This window comes from Halorubrum tebenquichense DSM 14210 (assembly GCF_000337415.1).
GTDB lineage: Archaea > Halobacteriota > Halobacteria > Halobacteriales > Haloferacaceae > Halorubrum > Halorubrum tebenquichense.
Map to the genome: position 1 here is coordinate 13,275 of NZ_AOJD01000085.1, position 16,611 is coordinate 29,885.

Genomic DNA, 16,611 nt, shown 5'->3' on the forward strand with positions numbered 1-16,611 from the left:
GGGGTACCGTCGTGACGGTCGAGCGGCCTCGCGGCCGACCGACCGCCTTTTGTCGGTCGCGCCCGCGTCGGCGGGCATGGACGTGTACGGACTGATCGGGAACCCGGTCGGCCACTCGCTGTCGCCGCCGATGCACGAGGCGGGCTACGAGGCGCTCGGACTCGACGCGCGGTACGTGACCTTCGAGCCGGACGCCGACGCCGCGGCCGCGGCGATAGCGGGCGCGGCCGACCTCGGCGTCGCCGGCCTCAACGTCACGGTGCCGTTCAAGCGCGACGCGCTCGACGCGGTCGACCCCGCCCCGCTCGCCGAGCGCATCGGCGCGGTCAACACGGTCGACTACGGGCCGGTCCGCGAGGGCGACGCCGACCGCCCGCGCGGCCACAACACCGACGCGGCCGGGGTGACGCGGGCGCTCGAACACCACGACGTGACGGTCGACGGTCGCGACGCGCTCGTGGTTGGCGCGGGCGGCGCGGGGCGGGCGGCCGCGTTCGCGCTGGCCGACGCGGGCGCGGCGGTCCACGTCGCGAACCGCACCGCGGAGCGGGCGGTCGAACTGGCCGAGGCGGTCCCCGACGCGACCGGCGGCGGGCTCGACGACCTCGCCGACCGCGTCGCGGCCGCCGACCTGCTCGTCAACGCGACGAGCGTCGGGATGGAGTCGCCCGACGAGACGCCGGTCCCCGCCGCCCACCTCCACGGCGACCTCGCGGTGCTCGACGCGGTGTACGCCCCGATCGAGACGCGCCTGCTCCGGGAGGCGGCCGACGCGGGCGCGACGACGGTCGACGGCGCGTGGATGCTGCTGTACCAGGGGGTCGAGGCGTTCGAGGTCTGGACCGGCGAGGACGCCCCGGTCGACGCGATGAACGCGGCGCTGCGCGCGGTGTTGGAGTGACTCCGCGGAGCGATCAGTTATAAATACAACTGTGGCGGCGCGCGCCTGCGAGCGGTCGCCGCAGGCGACCGCGAGACAGCGTCGCGCGAGGGAGTCGGGCGCGACGAGGGCGACCGCAGGGAGTCGGGCGCGACGAGGGCGACCGCAGGGAGCCCGGAGACGCGCCCGACGAGGCTGGGGAGGCGTGAGGTGCGGGGCGGTGCTGTGCGGGGCGGGACTCGAAGGGGCGGTCGCCGGCGCTGCGCGCCGGCTGTCACCGGGCTTCGGGAGTGTCCGTGCCGCTCGTCGGTTTATAAACGGCCGCGTGACGATCAGTCGTTTCAGTCGAGACAACCGCGTAAAACTGACCGGCGACAGAACCGGGCTATCTCAAAACAGCGTCGGGCTGGCGAGCAGCCCGGCGGTGACGATCAGCCCGACCGAGACCGCCGACGCGCCGTAGAGGAAGGGCTTGGCGTCGCGGGCCGGCTCCCGGAGCTTGCCCGCATCGAGCCCGTCCGCCAGTTTCGAGCCGGCGACCTCGACGAGGCCGGTCCCGACGAACCACAGCCCCAGCATCGTCACTACGAGGTGGCCCCGAGGCGTCCCGGTCAGCGCCTCGAACGTGTACAGATTGCCGGCCATGTGGCCGCCGGAGAGGACGAACGCGACCGCGGCGATCCGGGTGATCCACCGCAGGCGACCGACCACCGAGCCGAGCGCGTCGGTGCCGACATCGCCGCGGAGCGCGGGCGGGAGTATCGCGAGGGTGACGAACAGCACGCTGCCGACCCAGAGGACGGCGAAGCCGACGTGGACCGACCACATGACGGGGTTGATGACGTCCATACCGCTGGGACGGCGCGACCGTACTTATAAACCGGCGGGACGGGACGACGGGCGCTTGCGGCGGAGACGGTTTTTAAATATCTCGCACGTGTAGCCGTCGCCAATGGCCCTACTTCAGAAGCTCAAAGAGAAGCTCGGATTCGGGAGCGGCTCCGCCGAACGGGAGTCGGCCGAGACCGAAGTGACCGTCGAGCGCGAGTCGGAACCGGCCGCCGACGCGGCCGCCGCCGAGAGCGACGACGGCGCGGACGACGCCGAGACCGGCGACGCCGGGACCGACGACGCGGAGCCGGTCGCCGCGGGGACGGAGGCCGCGGCCTCGACCGAGTCGCTCGTCGACGAGGAGGCTGCGGCCGACGACGAGACCGACGACGCCGAGAGCGCGACCGACGACGGGGCGGCCGAGCCGGCGGAGGCCGCGGGGGCCGAGGGCGACGACGTCGCGGTCGACGACGACGACCGCGGGCCGAGCGTCGAGGAGATCAAGGGCATCGGCCCGGCGTACGCGGAGCGGCTCGCGTCGATCGGGATCGAGACGGTCGACGAGCTCGCGGGGGCGGACGCCGCCGACGTGGCCGAGGGGGCGAGCGTCGGCGAGAAGCGCGCCGCGACGTGGATCGACCGCGCGAGCGAGTTCTGAAGCCGGGCGGTTTCGACGACCGCAACTGTTTCACCGCCCCCGCCGAAGGGGGGCACATGAGGCGAACGGCACACACCGACCGGGACCGGTTCCGCGCGGTCGCCGCCGCAGCGCCGGCCGGCGCGCGGGTCCCGGTCGAACGTCGGGTCGCGGTCGACGACCCCTTCGGGGCCTACCGCCGGGCGCGGGACGGTCCCGGCGGCGTCTTCTACGAGACGACCGGCGGCCAGTCCGGCTGGGGGTACTTCGGCGTCGATCCGGTCGAGCGGCTGACCGTCTCCGGCGAGGCGGCGGTCATCGAGTCCGCGGGCTCGGAGCGTTCCGGCGACTACCGCCGCCCGTCGCCGTCGCTCGCCGCGCTAGAGGGCGTCCTCGACGGCGAGACGCTCGCGCGCGGCGACTGCGAGGTCCCCTATCCGTGCGGCGCGTTCGGCTGGCTCTCCTACGACGCCGCCCGCGAACTGGAGGACTTCCCGGCCCCCGCGCCGGAGGGACCGGGCGCGGTCGACGACCGTGGCCTCCCGCGGCTCGAGGCGGCCCTCTTCGACCGGATCGCGGCGTGGGAGTGTCCGACCGGGAGCGACGGCGACGGACTGACCGGCGCGGACGGCGACGCGGACGCCGACGGCGCGACCGTCACGCTCCGGGTGACCGCCTGTCCCCGAGTTCCCGAGGGGCTCGACGACCCGGACGCCGACCGCGACGCGCTCGACGCGCTGTTCGACGAGGGGGCCGAACGGGCGGCGGATCTGATACGCCGCATCGAGACCGGCGATCCGGACGCTGAGGAGCCGCCCGACCCGACCGCGGAGCGCGCGACCTTCGAGAGCGACGTGGGCCGCGAGGGGTACGCCGACGCGGTGCGGCGCGTCAAGGGGTACGTCCGCGAGGGCGACACGTTCCAGGCGAACGTCTCCCAGCGCCTGACCGCGCCGGCCGCCGTCCACCCGGTCGACGCCTACGACGCGCTCCGAGAGGTGAACCCCGCGCCGTACTCCGGGCTGATCGAGTTCGGCGGGAGCGGAGCGGGCGAAGGCGGAGCCGGCGGGACGGACCGCCCGAGCGGCACCGACTTCGTGAGCGCGAGCCCGGAACTGCTCTTGGAGCGGGAGCCGACCGACGACCCCGAGCGCGGCGCGCGCCTCGTCACGGAGCCCATCGCCGGCACGCGCCCGCGGGGCGACGGCGACGAGGCCGACGCCGCGCTGGAAGCGGAGCTGACCGGCGACGAGAAGGAGCGCGCCGAGCACGCGATGTTGGTCGATCTGGAGCGCAACGACCTCGGCAAGGTGTCGCGGTTCGGCACGGTCGACGTGAGCGAGTATCGCCGCGTCGACCGCTACAGCGAGGTGATGCACCTCGTGAGCCTGATCGAGGGGGAGGCGCGGAGCGACGTGGGGCTCGCGGACGCGGTCGCCGCCTGCTTCCCCGGCGGGACGATCACCGGCGCGCCGAAGCCGCGGACGATGGAGATAATCGACGAACTGGAGCCGACGCGCCGGGGGCCGTACACCGGGTCGATGTTCGCGGCCGGGTTCGACGGGCGCGCGACGCTCAACATCGTCATCCGCACGCTCGTCCGCCACGCCGCCGAGTACCACCTCCGGGTCGGGGCGGGGATCGTCCACGACTCCGACCCCGACGCCGAGTACGAGGAGACGCTCGCGAAGGCGCGGGCGCTGGTGAGCGCGGTCGACGAGGCGCTCGCGACCGGCGGGATGGCGGTCGACGAGACGAGGGGCGATGAGGCCGCCGGAGAGGCACCCGACGGGACGACCGAGGGGGCGGTCGAGCGATGACGGACGCAGACGCGGCGACGACCGCCGGAGCGGGCGACGGCTGGCGCGCCGGGACGGGCGAGACCGACGCGCGGGTCCTCGTCGTCGACAACTACGACTCGTTCGCGTACAACCTCGTCCAGTACGTCGGCGAGGTCGCGGGCGCGGTGACGGTCCGGCGCAACGACGCGGTCGACCTCGACGGGATCCGCGCGCTCGACCCGGACGGCGTCGTCGTCTCGCCGGGTCCCGGGACCCCGTCCGAGGCCGGCGTCTCGACCGCGGTCTTCGAACTCGACCGGCCCGTGTTCGGCGTCTGTCTCGGCCATCAGGCGCTGTGCGCGAGCGGCGGGAGCCGGGTCGGCCACGCGCCCGAGGTCGTCCACGGGAAGCCGTCGACGATCACCCACGACGGCGAGGGCGTCTTCGCCGGACTCCCCGACCGGCTCCGGGTCGGACGGTACCACTCGCTGTGCGTCGAGCGCGAGGACCTGCCCGACGAGTTGGTCGAGACCGCCCGCACCGAGGACGAGCGCGAGGTCGTGATGGGCGTGCGCCACCGCGAGAAGCCCCACGTCGGCGTCCAGTTCCACCCGGAGAGCATCCTCACCCCCCGCGGGAAGCGGCTGGTGCGGAACTTCGTCGCGGGGTGCGAGCCGTGAGCGACGCCGACCGCGACCTGCGCTACCACGTCGACGGCGACCTCGTCCCCGCGAGCGAGGCGACCGTCTCCGTCGAGGACCGCGGGTTCGCCTACGGCGACGCGGCCTTCGAGACGATGCGCGCGTACGGCGGCGAGCCCTTCCGGTGGGATGCGCACGCCGACCGGCTCCGCGACACCTGCGAGACGCTCGGGCTCGACCACGGCATCGCCGACGCGGAGCTGAAACGGCGGGTCGACGAGACGCTGGCCGCGAACGACCTCGCGGACGCGTACGTGAAGTGCTCGATCACGCGGGGCGTCCAGCCCGGGACGCTCGACCCGAGACCCGAGGTCGACCCGACCGTGGTGGTCATCGCGAAGCCGCTCCCGCGGGGCGGCGTCGGGGGCGAGCCGGTCCACGGCGGGCCGGCCGCGCTCCAGACGACGAAGACGCGCAAGGCGGACGACCGCGCGATCCCGGCCGCCGCCAAGACGCACAACTACCTCAACGGAATCCTCGCCCGGTTGGAACTCCGAGTGACCGGCGCTGACGAGGCGCTGATGCTCGACCCGGACGGCCACGTCGCCGAGGGGGCGACCTCGAACCTCTTCTTCGCCGACGGCGCAGCGCTCCGGACTCCCTCGCTCGACGGGCCGATCCTCCCCGGCGTCACCAGGGCGACCGTGATCGAGGTCGCGGAAGAGGAAGGGATCCCGGTCGAAGAGGGGACGTACGCGCCGGACGCGGTGCGCGAGGCCGACGAAGCCTTCCTCACGAACTCGACGTGGGAGGTCCGCCCGGTGGCGACCGTCGACGGCATCGCGGTCGACGGCGACGGCGACGGGGTCGCCGGGCCGCTCACGACCCTTATCTCCCGGCTGTTCGACCGGCGGATCGAGGAGAAACACTACGACGGCGAGCGGCTGTGAGCGTGGGGTTCGGCGTCCGAAACCGCTGAAACCGCGGGGGATCCGGAGTTCGCCCACAGCGTTATCCCGTCAGGGATCCTAAATGACGGATGGCAGACGACAAAGACGGACGCGAGAAACAGGCGGCAGACGAGGACCGACGACAGCGCGAGCGCGACGTCGAGGCGGAACTGAGCCGCGGCGACGAGCCGGAGCCGGCGTTCGACGACGAGACGGCCGAGGCCCTCGAAGCGGCGCTCGAACCGCTGACGTTCCCCGCGACGGGCCGCGAGGTCGTCGCCGCGGTCGGGGACCGGGAACTCGAAACGGAGGCCCGCGTGTACACCGTCGCCGACCTGGTCCCCGACGCGGACTTGGAGGCGTTCGACGCGCCCGCGACCGTCCGCGAGCGCGTGCGTCGCCCCGCGGTCGCGGCCGCGATGAAACGGGTCGTCGAGGCGGCCGCCGAACTGGAGAACGTCGACTTCGGCCGGTCGCAACACGAGGCGTTCGAGCGGACCTTCCGCGCGCTGAGCGACGTCGACGAACTCGACGACGAGGAGGGGGTCCATGCGATCGCCGACTGGGTCGTCGACCGGATCCGCGAGAAGGAGTCGGTCCCCGGGTCGCGCGACCTCCGCCGACAGGGAGCGAAGTACTGCCGGGCGCACGGCTACGAGGTCCGCGACGACGAGTGGCTCGGGGTCTGAGCCGGGACGGGATCCCGGGACCGTGCGCGTCGGAGCGGCCGGGAGGTCCCGAACGCCGGGACGCACAACGTTGAAGCCGGCCGCCGGCCTCGCATCCGTATGGACGAGAGCCGCCGGATCGCCGGCGTCGAGGAGGTTCCGGAGGAGAGCACGCTGCTCGCGACGCTGCGACCGGTCGACGCCGCGGCGGTCGACGAGGGCGAGGGCGACATCGGCGAAAGCGAGGACGGGGCGATGGAGGTCGAAGCGATCCTCACGCGGGCCGCCGGCGAGGTGCGCGCGTTCCGCAACTACTGTCAGCACTGGACCGACGTGCGCCTCGACAAGGACGACGGCGCGTTCGTCCGCGACGGCGAGGTGTTCTGCCAGAAGCACGGCGCGACCTTCGAGGCCGACGGCGGCTACTGTAACTTCGGCCCCTGCGAGGGGGCCGTCCTCGAATCGGTCGACGTGAGCGTCGAGGGCGACGGCGTGTTCCTCGCCGACGACGACTACGAGTTCGTCCGGCTCGGCCCCTCGGCGAAGCAGGGCGACGGCGGCGGCTCGCGGATCGACTTCACCGGGAACTGAGTCGCCCGCACGGCCGCAGGAGCGGCCAGTCAGAACTTCGTGCGCCCGCCGCCGGCGTCCTCGCGCCCGAGCGCCTTCTTCAGGAAGTTCATCCACCGCTTCTGGTCGGCCGCCTCCTGCCGCTTCGCCTCGGTCTCCGGATCGGGGGCGTCCAACCCCTCCAGCGCCTCCAGCGCGCGGTCGATGCCGATGATCGCCGACGCCAGCTCCTCGCCTTCCTCGCGGCTCACCTCGTTCTCCTCGATCGGTTCGAGCCGGTCGAGGCGCTCGCGCCGGAGGTTCCGCTTCGCGCGGTCGACGCGGTCGCGCTCGCCCGGCGGGACCGAGTCGCGGCGCTTGATCTCGAAGACGAACGAGCGGAGGTCGATATCCTCGCCCTGGATCTCGATCGACTCCGGGATCTCGACGCCCACCGTCGAGGACTCGCGGTTGACCCGCTCCAAGAGCTGTTTTCGCTCGTACTCCTTCACGCCCGCTCGGTAGGGGGCGGTCGCACTTCGCTCCTTCGCCCGGAAGGGACGACGTTAACTCCGGCGCGCCCGGATCGACGGGCATGGAGACGCTCGAATCCGAACTCGCCGCGGCCCGCGACCTCGACGTCGCGGCCCTCGCCGACGCCATCGAGTCGATCGGGTTCGAGTGCACGCGCTGTGGCGGCTGCTGTACCGGCTACGCCCCGGACGAACCCGGCGGCGCGCCGGCCGGAGCGGGGGTCGACGAGACCGGCGGAGACGTGAAATCTGAAGCGGACGACGACACCGGCGGGTGCAACGGGGGCGACGGGGGCGACGTCGACCGCGAGCCGCACACCGCGACCGTCTTCCCGGACGAGGTCCGGCGCGTCGCCGAGGCCGCCGAGAGGGAGTTCGGCGAGGCGTACGACTGGCGCGACGTGGCCCGGCCGATGCCGTTCGGACTCGACGCCGACGCCGAGGGCGACCCGGTCGGCGAGACGTTCGAGTGGGCGCTCGCCACCGACGACTGCGGCGACTGCACCTTCTACGAGGAGTCCGACGGGCGGGGGGCGTGTACGGTCCACGACGCGCGGCCGCTCATCTGTCGGACCTACCCGTTCAGCGTCGCGCTGGAGGGGACGAGCCAGCCGATGGGCGAGGCGGTCGACGAGGCGGGCGTCGTCCGCGCCCACGAGTGCGAGGGCCTCGGGCGCGACATCACCCGGCAGGACGCCGAGGAGCTGGCCGCCGCGCTGAAGGAGCGCGCGGTCCGCGAACTGGAGGAGGCGATCGGCGTCCGCGACGGCTACGACCCCGGCGCGAGCGACCGCGCCGACGGCGACGTGGTCGTCTTCGACTCCGAGGGCCCGAAGGAGGCCGACGGGACGCCCGTCGACGGCGACTGATCCGGGGCGAGGTACCCTCGGGGAGGGCCGAAGCGTGCGGGACAGAGGGCCGAAGCGTACGGATAGCGGGCGAAGCGTGGAACGTCCTCGGACGGGGTCACTCGATAGGGCCCGGATCTCCCCCCGAGAGGGCGGAATCGCCCCCGCTCCGGTAGCGGCCGGCCAGTCCGAGCGCGAGCGCGCCGACCCCGAACAACAGCACGACGAGGTCGACGAGCCCGCCGATCCAGGGGATCCGCCCAACGAGGGCGACGCCGATCACGCCGACAACCAGCGCGAGCCAGCGGTTCGGACTACCGAGGCGGTCGAGCACCCACGATCCGAGAGCGTACCGGCCGTAGACGGACCCGACCCAGAGCGCGACGACGTACGCGGCGATCCCGACGAGCGCGAGCGGGATCCCGACGACCGTGATCGCCACGAGCGCGAGGAGGACGGGGACGCCGACCAGAACGCCCAGCCCGACGGCGGTACTGCGGAGCGCTCCCCGGGCGACGCGGTCGGCGACACCGCGCGAGAACCGGGGGAACGCGAGCAGGAGGAGCGCGCCGAGGGCGAGGTTGACGGCGACGCCGTAGACGCCGCCGACCCACGAGGGGACGAGGTCGCCGCCGAAGCCGACGCCGGAGTCGCCGCCGAGGCTCGTATCCTCTGCGATCCCGCCCGCGACGGTCGCGTCGGGACTGCGCGTGAACGTCTCCGCGTCGTACCGGAACTCTCCGCCGACGTCGGCGTTCGGGCCGATGACGACGTCGTCGGCCGTCGCCCTGACGTCGCCGCCGACCGCGCCGTCGACCCGGACCGACCCCGCACCGACGTCGAGCGAGCCGTCGATCCGGCCGGTGTCCGTCAGCTCGAACGCGCCAGCGCCGACCTCGACGTCGCCGCCGACTCGTCCCTCGACGGTTATCGTCCCCGCGGCGGCCGAGACGTCGCCGTCGATCCGTCCGGTCTCGGCGATCCGGATCGAACCGGCGGCACCGGAGAGGTCTCCCGCCACGGTGCCGCGGACGACGACAGTGCCCGCCGCGGTCTGGAGCCCGTCGACCGTCTCTCCCTCGGCGACGACGACCGCGCCGCCGGTGCCCTGCGTCGACTGCGCGGCCGCGAGACCGGTCGCGAGCGGGGACAGCAGCGCGACGACGGCGAGCGCGATTGCGATGCGACGACGGGTGACGGCTGGTGAAGGGTTCATGCGTTGGATGTTAATGTCGGATTATATGAACTTTCGTGTCGGGTCGACGGCGGTCAGCGGCCGCCGCGGGGTTCGTTCACCTCCGCGGCCGGATCGTCGGGTACGCCCCGGGAGTGAACGCGGACCCGGACCGGCTCGGCGGGGCGGGTGTTGGCGCTCGCTCGGAGCGACAGGTCGGTCGTCACCCGCTCCAGACGGAACCGACGAAGGAGCGTCGCGACCGAGAGTCGGAGCTCCTGTCTGGCGAACCGCATCCCGATACAGTGGCGGGGACCGCCCCCGAAGGGAAAGTACGCGTACTCGGGGCGCTCGCCGACCGCCGGACCGGGGCGGTCGTCGCCGTGGACGACCTCGCCGTCGCCGGTCTCTCGGAGCCACCGCTCGGGCCGGTAGGACTCGGGATCCTCCCACCAACGACCGTCGCGGTGGACCGCCCAGGGCGCGACCGTGAGGACGACGCCGGCCGGGACGCGGTAGCCGCCGAGCGTCACCGGCTCGGTCGGCTCTCGGAAGAAGGAATGGACCGGGGGGTACAGCCGGAGCGCCTCGTCGACGGCCGCGGTCAGCGCGGGGCACTCCCGGAGGTTCTCCGGCTCGGGGTCGCCGTCGAGGGCCGCGATCTCCCGACGGAGCCGCCGCTGGAACGCCGGGCGGTCAGCGAGGCAGTAGAGCGCGTACGTCAGCCCGAGCGCGCTCGTCTCGTGGCCGGCGAAGAGGAACGTCACCGCGTTGTCGACGAGCGCGTCGTCGTCGAACGCCCCCAGCTCCGCGGCCGCGATCAGCGTCCCGAGGAGGTCGTCCGCCTCTCCGGGGGCGGCGGGGGGCCGTCGGCGCGGCGCTCGGCCACGAGGCCGCGGAGGGCGGCGCGGAGCGCGGCGAGCCGCCGGCGGTACCGGCGGTTCGTCGGCGTCGGGACCCACTCCGGGAGGAATGAGGTCAGGCGACCCGTGTCGAACCGCTCCGTGACGCTCTCGGCGGCCGCCCGGACCGTCTCGCGCTCGCGTTCCACGTCGCTCCCGAGGAGGCTCTCGGCGAGGACGGCGAAGGCGTAGTCGGTGGCGGCGGCGTGGACGTCGACGACGTCACCGTCGTCCCATCGGGCCGCGGTGCGGCGGGCGTGTGCGACCATCGCGTCACCGTGGTCGGCCACTCGCTCGCGGAAGAACGCCGAGCGCATCGCCGTCCGCTGCTCGCGCCAGTCGTCGCCCTCGGCGAGGAACAGCCCGTCGCCGAGGAGCCCGCCGAGCTGTTCTCTGGGCATCGCTCCCTTCTCGTACCGGTCGTGATCGTCCACGAGGACGCGACGGATCGCCGCCGGGTCGGTGACGAGGTAGCTCTCCGTCCCGAACACGTCGTATCCGACGACGCCGCCGTGTTCGGCCGACCGGCGCTCGTAGAATCCCAGCGCGTCGCTCGCGAGTTCGTGGACGTTACCCAACACCGGGACGCCGCCGGGGTCCGGCGGGCGCGACCGGTCACCGTCCGCGTCGGACCGCGTCGTCGACTGGCCCATGTGAAACGGTCGGGCGCGCAGCCCGCTGAGCCTTCGCACGCATTCGTCCGTGCGTTTTTAAGATATAAGTGCCGGGCGGGCGGGACGCCACGCATGCGATACGTCCAGGTGACGGTCACGTTTCCGCCGTCCGTCCGGCACCCGATGCACGCGTTTCTCGACGACGGCGACGGCTGGCGGACCGAAATGGTGACCTGGCGGCGTCTCCCCGACGAGACGCTCGCCACGCTGTTCCGAGTCGCGGCTCCACGCGAGCCGTACCTGGAGCGACTGCGGGCGGTCGACACCATCGAGCGGTTCGAGACCGCACCGGGCGATCCCCCGTTTTATCTCAAGGCGTACGAACGGCTTGGGGGGCCGCTGGAGGCGTTTCTCGGCGCGTTCGCCGACACCGAGCTGATCTCGGTTCCCCCGCTCGTGTACCGGTCCGGCGGGCGGCTGTCGTTCGGACTGATCGGACCGCCGGACCAGCTGCGCGACGCGCTCGCCTCGATGCCGGACCGGATCGAGGTCGAAATCGGGCGGATCGGGTCGTACGCCGGCGGCCGGCGGCTGGCCGGGGTCGAGGTCACGGAGCGCCAGCGCGAGGTGGTCCGCGCCGCGCGACGCGTCGGGTACTACGAGGTGCCGCGGACGGGGTCGGTAGGCGACGTCGCCGACGCGGTCGGCTGTTCGTCGTCTACCGCGGGAACGCACCTCCGCAAGGCCGAGTCGGCGCTGGTCGACGCGTTCCTGAGCGCGTGACGGGCCGCCGACCGCGCGGGTCCTGACTGTGTCGGCGGTACAACTATACTACCTCGCACCCTGCTCCCGATGGAGTCTACTATGGAAATCTCCGAGAAGCTCCTCTGTCTGTTCAGCGCGGACGTTCGCGAGACCGACGACGGCGAGTTCGTCGTCGACGTGCCGAAACGAGAGGTCGAGACCGGTGCGCTGGAGCCGGGCGAGACGTACCGCGTCGCGCTCGTCGCGCGCGACGAGTCCGCCGACGGGGCGGCCGACGAGGCCGACGACTCCGCGTCGCACGGCGGCGACGGCCCGCAGCCGCCGGTCGAGCCCGGCGAGATGCGGTACGTCGAGATCGAGGACCTCGGCAAGCAGGGCGACGGGATCGCCCGCGTCGAGCGCGGCTACGTGATCATCGTCCCCGACACCGAGGTCGGCGAGCGAGTGAAGATCGAAGTGACGGAAGTGAAGTCCAACTTCGCCGTCGGCGAGGTCGTCGAAGAGGCGGTCTGAGCCCCGGTCGCTACTTCTCGTCCGCCACTCTGGCGTCCCAGTACGACACGGACGCGACGTAGTCGCCGGGGATCGTGTTCCCGGCGAGTTCGTCGAGCGTCCGGAACGGCTTCGCGACCGCGCCCGGAAGCTCGCGGTAGAACCCGTACGGTAACACGAAGTCGTGTTCCTCGTTCGCGAGCGTGAGCCCCGCCTCGCCGAGCATGGCGGCGACCTGTCGCTCGGAGTAGAGCCGCGACCCCATCGGGAGCAGCCAGGTGTACAGCGTCCGCAGGCTGCGGCTGTTGAACGTGTCGAAGAACACCTGATCGCGGCTGACCCGGCAGAGCTCCCGCGCGAACGGGACCGGGTCGTCCATCAGGTGGAAGAATCGCATCGCCACGACCGTGTCGAAGTGGTCGTCCGGGAACGGGAGCCGTGAGGCGTCGCCGCGGAGGAACTCGACCGCGTCGGCGTGGCCGGCGGCCGCGACCTTCTCGCGGGCCTGTTCGAGCATCTCGCGGGAGACGTCGAGTCCGACGACGTCCGCGCCCTGATCGGCGAGCATCGTCGTGAACCGCCCGGTGCCGCAGGCGACCTCCAGCACGCGGTGGCCCGAGTCCATGGGGCCCAGCGCGGAGAGGACGGCTTCTTTCTCCCGACGGTCGATGAGCTGTCCCCCGCCGGAGAACCGGACGTCGTCGTACTCCTCGGCGACCTCGTCGGCCTGGTACCAGTCCTGTCCCTTCACGTTGTCCGTGATGGAAGCCGGACCGACAAAACCGTACTGGATGCGGTCCGGCGACGGCCCGCGTGCGACGGGTTGCCGTCTCCGGCGTCGACCCGCGTGCGGCGGCTCGCTGTCCACCGTCAGTGGTCCGCGTCGACGGGGACGGCTCCGCCGCGGTCGCCTCGCTCACCCGCTCGTGGCGACGTTCTCGGCGGGAATCTTGACGATCACCCGCGCGCCCTCCTCCTCGTCGTGGTGCGGGTACTCGTCGACGCCGAAGTAGCGGCGGGCGAGTTCGTCGATGTGTTCGCGCGCGCCCTCCTCGGTCAGTTCGGCCTCGCCGCGGACGGAGACGTAGCGGTACGGGTCGTCGGGGTCGAGCACGCTGACGCCGACCTTCGGGTTGTTGCGGACGTTCCGCTCCTTGCGTCGCCCGCGGGCGGTGTTCACGAGGACGGACTCCCGGTCCTCGTGGTCGACCCACACCGGAGTGACGTGGGGCAGGCCGTCCGGGCCGACGGTGGCGAAGTGCGCGTACGACTCGGCTTCGAGGATGTCGACGTGGGACTCGGGGATCACGCGGCCGGATACGAGCGCTCGGCGGAAAAGTGCCGGGCGGATCGGCGGGGGCGATCCGCGCCAAGCGTGATATTAACACATTATATTATCAGAGGCAGATTCCCCTATATGTAGCCAACCTTTACCACTACTCGTGGAATTCGTGTGAGACATGAGTACCAGTCCCGCGGAGACCGCTGACCAAGAGCGCCTGTCGGAGACCGAGTACCGCGACCGCCTGCGCGAGCTGCCCCCGAGCGCGAAGCTCGTCGCCAAAGTGCTGGAGGGCGACGCGCCCCTCTCGCAGGGCGGCCTCGCCGAGGAGTCGCTGCTGCCGGACCGCACGGTCCGCTACGCGCTCAACCGCCTCGAAGAGGAGGGCCTCGTTGACTCGCGGTACAGCTTCAAGGACGCCCGCAAGCAGGTGTACTACCTCACCGTCTGAAGTCGAGGAGTACGACTACGCCGTCTGAAGTCGAGGAGTACGACTACGCCGTCTGAAGTCGAGGAGTACGACTACCCCGTCTGAGGCGTCCGTTTTCGCCGTTCAAATTCGATCGGCTCCGACGAACCGTCCGGGTCGGCTCGGTCGGTCACACACGCAGTCCTTTTTACCCTCTCGCTCCCTTATCAGCGTGTATGGACCTCTCGGTCGTCGTCCCGACGCTCAACGGTCGGGACCGGTTGGCCGCCTGCCTCGACGCGCTGGCGGCCGACGCCCCCGACGCCGAGGTGGTCGTGGTCAACGGTCCCTCGGCCGACGGCACGACCGGCATGGTCCGCGACCGCGACGACGTGGACGTGTTGGTCGAAATCTCCGACCGGACGGTGAACGTCGCCCGCAACGCCGGCATCGAGGCCGCGACGGGCGACGCGGTCGCGCTGGTCGACTACGACAACCGGATCGAGGCCGGCTGGCGCGCCGCGGTCGCGGCCGGGCTGGACGCGGCCCCCGTGGTCTCGGGACCGGTGACGCCGGTCCCGCCGGGCGGGACGGCCGACGCCGACTTCGGCGACGGGGGCGGGCCGGAGCTTCCGGACGGCGCGGACGCCGACGACCCAGACGAGCCGGAGCGCAGCCGGATCGCCGGTCGAGACGTGACCTACTTCGAGGGCGGCAACGTCGCCTTCCGGCGGGACGCCCTGCGCGACCTGGACGGCTTCGACGAGTACCTCCGGGTCGGCGGCGCGCGCGACGCCGCCCACCGGCTCGCGCGCATGGACCGCGAGGTGGCGTGGCGACCGGACCTGTCCGCGCGGAAGGAACTGCCGAACCCGGCCGCCGCCGACGGCGGGCGGAGCGCCCGCGAGTGGGGCTGGAAGTACCGGGCGCTCGCCTACCGGCTGTTGAAGAACTACGGGGTGCGGCCGTCCGTCCTCCTCCGCACGGGGTCACACGCCCTGAGCGACGCGATCGGCGCGGCGAAGGACGTCGTGCGCGGCGAGTCGACCCCCTCGCGGTGGGCCGCGACGGGCCGCGACGTGCTGTTGGGCCTCACCGGCGGGAGCTCCGACGGACTGGTCGCGCGGCGGCGGGACCGGAGCCCGGCGCGGAACCCGAACGGCGTCTCGACGCGCGCGGACCGCGCCGTCGCGAAGTACGACAGGCGGGAGCAGTCGGGCGAGGCCGAGGCGGCCGCGACCGGCGTCGACGACGCCGAGTGAGGTCGCGTCCCGGGACCCCGGCGAGCGCGCCCCGCGCCTTTTAACCCGGCCGACGGACAACGCTTCGGCAACGAATGGGACTCACGAAGCGTATCATCCCCTGTATCGACGTCGACCTCGACGACGAGGGCGACGCCGCCGTGTACACCGGCGTCAACTTCGAGAACCTGGAGTACACCGGCGACCCCGTCGAACTGGCGAAGAAGTACAACGAGGCGGGGGCCGACGAGTTCGTCTTCCTCGACATCACCGCCAGCGCTGACGGCCGGGAGACGATGCTCGACGTGGTCAACGCGGTCGCCGACGAGTGTTTCATCCCGCTCACGGTCGGCGGCGGGATCCGCACCAAGGCGGACATCAAGGAGACGCTCCGGGCGGGCGCGGACAAGGTGTCGATCACGACCGGGGCCTTGGAGCGACCGGAGCTCATCGAGGAGGGCGCGGCCGCGTTCGGCAGCCAGTGCATCGTCATCTCCGTCGACGCCCGCCGGCGGTACGACGACGCGGGCGACCACTTCTACGAGGACGAGGACGGCGAACGGGTGTGGTTCGAGTGCACGAAGAAGGGCGGCCGCGAGGGGACCGGGGTCGACGCCGTCTCGTGGGCGCAGGAGGCCGAGGAGCGCGGCGCGGGCGAGCTGTTCGTCAACTCCATCGACAAGGACGGGACGAAGGACGGCTACGACGTGCCCCTCATGAAGGCGGTCGGCGAGGCGGTGTCGACCCCCCTCATCGCCTCCTCCGGCTGCGGGAGCCCGGAGGACATGTACGAGGTGTTCACCGAGGCGAACGCCGACGCCGGGCTCGCGGCCTCCATCTTCCATTTCGGCGACTACTCCATCGAGGAGACGAAGGCGTACCTCGACGAGCGCGACGTGCCGGTCAGGCGCTGACGCGCCGTTCACTACCTTCGTAGTGTTATCTTTTTCCGCGCACGAAACCAACAGTTATTATCAGACGGAGCGCGAATCGTGACGTATGTCCACGTCCACGTCATCCGCACGTGTTCGCGACGGGTCGCCGGAACTCGTCTGTAAGCGGACCGACGGCGGCGACGGCACCGGCGAGGTGACGTTCTTCGAGCGGGACGTCGACCCGGACGAGCGGACGACCCGCTGGGTCACGGTCCGGGAGTCGGACTGTATCCCGCGAGAGGAGTGGCGATAAGCGCGATACCGTTTCGAGTTCTGCGTTTATTCGTGCGTGGTCGGCCGTGACCGAATAGCGACTGCTTCCGAAGCCCCAGCCGCTCGGCTATACGGTGTTGGTTCTGCTTTTAAACAGCCGATCGGCACGAACACCACCGAAGCCCCAGCCGCTCGGCTATANCTATACGGTGTTGGTTCTGCTTTTAAACAGCCGATCGGCACGAACACCACCGAAGCCCCAGCCG

21 protein-coding genes are annotated in these 16,611 nt (G+C 72.0%); 14 read left to right on the plus strand and 7 right to left on the minus strand.

Annotation, left to right across the window (positions count from 1 at the left end; translation table 11 throughout):
* The first annotated feature begins 76 nt into the window (after positions 1–76).
* Positions 77–901: a shikimate dehydrogenase gene (locus C472_RS15490; protein WP_006630807.1), complete on the plus strand. Its 825-nt coding sequence runs from the start codon at positions 77–79 to the stop codon at positions 899–901.
* Between the two features lie 369 nt (positions 902–1,270).
* Here C472_RS15490 and C472_RS15495 read toward each other — a convergent pair whose 3' ends face one another.
* Positions 1,271–1,729 (minus strand): hypothetical protein, encoded by a 459-nt coding sequence (locus C472_RS15495; protein ID WP_006630808.1) that lies wholly within the window; start codon positions 1,727–1,729, stop codon positions 1,271–1,273.
* A gap of 103 nt (positions 1,730–1,832) precedes the next feature.
* Here C472_RS15495 and C472_RS15500 point away from each other — a divergent pair, with 103 nt between their 5' ends.
* The 6 genes from C472_RS15500 to C472_RS15525 all read left to right on the plus strand — a co-directional run bounded on the left by C472_RS15500 (position 1,833) and on the right by C472_RS15525 (position 6,979).
* Complete coding sequence (locus C472_RS15500) at positions 1,833–2,369, plus strand: helix-hairpin-helix domain-containing protein (protein ID WP_006630809.1); 537 nt, start codon at positions 1,833–1,835, stop codon at positions 2,367–2,369.
* 56 nt (positions 2,370–2,425) lie between these two features.
* A complete protein-coding gene (locus C472_RS15505; protein ID WP_006630810.1) occupies positions 2,426–4,168 on the plus strand; it encodes an anthranilate synthase component I family protein in 1,743 nt (580 codons plus the stop codon).
* Positions 4,165–4,809 (plus strand): anthranilate synthase component II, encoded by a 645-nt coding sequence (locus C472_RS15510; RefSeq protein ID WP_006630811.1) that lies wholly within the window; start codon positions 4,165–4,167, stop codon positions 4,807–4,809. The genes C472_RS15505 and C472_RS15510 overlap by 4 nt, the downstream gene beginning before the upstream one ends.
* Positions 4,806–5,720, plus strand: a complete 915-nt coding sequence (locus tag C472_RS15515) for an aminotransferase class IV (protein ID WP_006630812.1) — start codon at positions 4,806–4,808, stop codon at positions 5,718–5,720. Before C472_RS15510 ends, C472_RS15515 begins: the two co-directional genes overlap by 4 nt.
* Before the next feature lie 89 nt (positions 5,721–5,809).
* Entirely contained in the window at positions 5,810–6,409 is a 600-nt protein-coding gene (locus C472_RS15520) for a DUF5789 family protein (RefSeq protein ID WP_006630813.1), read from the plus strand.
* Positions 6,410–6,508: 99 nt separating this feature from the next.
* Positions 6,509–6,979, plus strand: a complete 471-nt coding sequence (locus C472_RS15525; RefSeq protein ID WP_006630814.1) for a Rieske (2Fe-2S) protein — start codon at positions 6,509–6,511, stop codon at positions 6,977–6,979.
* Positions 6,980–7,008: 29 nt separating this feature from the next.
* Here C472_RS15525 and C472_RS15530 read toward each other — a convergent pair whose 3' ends face one another.
* Positions 7,009–7,449: a DUF5788 family protein gene (locus tag C472_RS15530; protein ID WP_006630815.1), complete on the minus strand. Its 441-nt coding sequence runs from the start codon at positions 7,447–7,449 to the stop codon at positions 7,009–7,011.
* An 83-nt stretch (positions 7,450–7,532) separates the two neighbouring features.
* Between C472_RS15530 and C472_RS15535 the strand changes: the two genes are divergently transcribed.
* Positions 7,533–8,339 carry a YkgJ family cysteine cluster protein gene (locus C472_RS15535; protein WP_006630816.1) on the plus strand — a complete coding sequence of 269 codons (807 nt, stop codon included), beginning with the start codon at positions 7,533–7,535 and terminating at the stop codon, positions 8,337–8,339.
* A 97-nt stretch (positions 8,340–8,436) separates the two neighbouring features.
* Here C472_RS15535 and C472_RS15540 read toward each other — a convergent pair whose 3' ends face one another.
* The 3 genes from C472_RS15540 to C472_RS18070 are packed head-to-tail and all read right to left on the minus strand — an operon-like array spanning position 8,437 to position 11,086.
* Positions 8,437–9,534 carry a bactofilin family protein gene (locus tag C472_RS15540; RefSeq protein WP_006630817.1) on the minus strand — a complete coding sequence of 366 codons (1,098 nt, stop codon included), beginning with the start codon at positions 9,532–9,534 and terminating at the stop codon, positions 8,437–8,439.
* Positions 9,535–9,587: 53 nt separating this feature from the next.
* Entirely contained in the window at positions 9,588–10,316 is a 729-nt protein-coding gene (locus C472_RS18065) for a cytochrome P450 (protein ID WP_275039762.1), read from the minus strand.
* Positions 10,313–11,086 (minus strand): cytochrome P450, encoded by a 774-nt coding sequence (locus C472_RS18070; RefSeq protein WP_275039761.1) that lies wholly within the window; start codon positions 11,084–11,086, stop codon positions 10,313–10,315. The genes C472_RS18065 and C472_RS18070 overlap by 4 nt, the downstream gene beginning before the upstream one ends.
* Before the next feature lie 54 nt (positions 11,087–11,140).
* On the opposite strand from C472_RS18070, the gene C472_RS15550 reads away from it, so the two are divergent.
* A complete protein-coding gene (locus C472_RS15550; protein ID WP_006630818.1) occupies positions 11,141–11,791 on the plus strand; it encodes a helix-turn-helix domain-containing protein in 651 nt (216 codons plus the stop codon).
* A gap of 81 nt (positions 11,792–11,872) precedes the next feature.
* On the plus strand, positions 11,873–12,286 hold the full coding sequence (locus tag C472_RS15555) for a TRAM domain-containing protein (RefSeq protein WP_006630819.1): 414 nt from the start codon (positions 11,873–11,875) through the stop codon (positions 12,284–12,286).
* Positions 12,287–12,296: 10 nt separating this feature from the next.
* Here C472_RS15555 and C472_RS15560 read toward each other — a convergent pair whose 3' ends face one another.
* Both C472_RS15560 and C472_RS15565 read right to left on the minus strand, forming a co-directional pair.
* Positions 12,297–13,016 (minus strand): class I SAM-dependent methyltransferase, encoded by a 720-nt coding sequence (locus tag C472_RS15560; protein WP_006630820.1) that lies wholly within the window; start codon positions 13,014–13,016, stop codon positions 12,297–12,299.
* 165 nt (positions 13,017–13,181) lie between these two features.
* Complete coding sequence (locus tag C472_RS15565; RefSeq protein ID WP_006630821.1) at positions 13,182–13,574, minus strand: PPOX class F420-dependent oxidoreductase; 393 nt, start codon at positions 13,572–13,574, stop codon at positions 13,182–13,184.
* Between the two features lie 151 nt (positions 13,575–13,725).
* Between C472_RS15565 and C472_RS15570 the strand changes: the two genes are divergently transcribed.
* The 4 genes from C472_RS15570 to C472_RS15585 all read left to right on the plus strand — a co-directional run bounded on the left by C472_RS15570 (position 13,726) and on the right by C472_RS15585 (position 16,385).
* On the plus strand, positions 13,726–13,998 hold the full coding sequence (locus tag C472_RS15570; RefSeq protein ID WP_006630822.1) for a MarR family transcriptional regulator: 273 nt from the start codon (positions 13,726–13,728) through the stop codon (positions 13,996–13,998).
* 194 nt (positions 13,999–14,192) lie between these two features.
* Complete coding sequence (locus C472_RS15575) at positions 14,193–15,218, plus strand: glycosyltransferase family 2 protein (RefSeq protein WP_006630823.1); 1,026 nt, start codon at positions 14,193–14,195, stop codon at positions 15,216–15,218.
* A gap of 74 nt (positions 15,219–15,292) precedes the next feature.
* Positions 15,293–16,111: an imidazole glycerol phosphate synthase subunit HisF gene (gene hisF, locus C472_RS15580; RefSeq protein ID WP_006630824.1), complete on the plus strand. Its 819-nt coding sequence runs from the start codon at positions 15,293–15,295 to the stop codon at positions 16,109–16,111.
* A gap of 85 nt (positions 16,112–16,196) precedes the next feature.
* A complete protein-coding gene (locus tag C472_RS15585; RefSeq protein WP_006630825.1) occupies positions 16,197–16,385 on the plus strand; it encodes a DUF7511 domain-containing protein in 189 nt (62 codons plus the stop codon).
* Positions 16,386–16,611: the final 226 nt, after the last annotated feature.

What these genes read in the sequence shown, in the direction of transcription:
- C472_RS15490 (WP_006630807.1), top strand. Translation starts at nt 77, where the DNA reads ATGGACGTGTACGGACTGATCGGGAACCCGGTCGGCCACTCGCTGTCG.
- C472_RS15495 (WP_006630808.1), bottom strand. Translation starts at nt 1,729, where the DNA reads ATGGACGTCATCAACCCCGTCATGTGGTCGGTCCACGTCGGCTTCGCC.
- C472_RS15500 (WP_006630809.1), top strand. Translation starts at nt 1,833, where the DNA reads ATGGCCCTACTTCAGAAGCTCAAAGAGAAGCTCGGATTCGGGAGCGGC.
- C472_RS15505 (WP_006630810.1), top strand. Translation starts at nt 2,426, where the DNA reads ATGAGGCGAACGGCACACACCGACCGGGACCGGTTCCGCGCGGTCGCC.
- C472_RS15510 (WP_006630811.1), top strand. Translation starts at nt 4,165, where the DNA reads ATGACGGACGCAGACGCGGCGACGACCGCCGGAGCGGGCGACGGCTGG.
- C472_RS15520 (WP_006630813.1), top strand. Translation starts at nt 5,810, where the DNA reads ATGGCAGACGACAAAGACGGACGCGAGAAACAGGCGGCAGACGAGGAC.
- C472_RS15525 (WP_006630814.1), top strand. Translation starts at nt 6,509, where the DNA reads ATGGACGAGAGCCGCCGGATCGCCGGCGTCGAGGAGGTTCCGGAGGAG.
- C472_RS15535 (WP_006630816.1), top strand. Translation starts at nt 7,533, where the DNA reads ATGGAGACGCTCGAATCCGAACTCGCCGCGGCCCGCGACCTCGACGTC.
- C472_RS15540 (WP_006630817.1), bottom strand. Translation starts at nt 9,534, where the DNA reads ATGAACCCTTCACCAGCCGTCACCCGTCGTCGCATCGCAATCGCGCTC.
- C472_RS15550 (WP_006630818.1), top strand. Translation starts at nt 11,141, where the DNA reads ATGCGATACGTCCAGGTGACGGTCACGTTTCCGCCGTCCGTCCGGCAC.
- C472_RS15555 (WP_006630819.1), top strand. Translation starts at nt 11,873, where the DNA reads ATGGAAATCTCCGAGAAGCTCCTCTGTCTGTTCAGCGCGGACGTTCGC.
- C472_RS15570 (WP_006630822.1), top strand. Translation starts at nt 13,726, where the DNA reads ATGAGTACCAGTCCCGCGGAGACCGCTGACCAAGAGCGCCTGTCGGAG.
- C472_RS15575 (WP_006630823.1), top strand. Translation starts at nt 14,193, where the DNA reads ATGGACCTCTCGGTCGTCGTCCCGACGCTCAACGGTCGGGACCGGTTG.
- hisF (WP_006630824.1), top strand. Translation starts at nt 15,293, where the DNA reads ATGGGACTCACGAAGCGTATCATCCCCTGTATCGACGTCGACCTCGAC.
- C472_RS15585 (WP_006630825.1), top strand. Translation starts at nt 16,197, where the DNA reads ATGTCCACGTCCACGTCATCCGCACGTGTTCGCGACGGGTCGCCGGAA.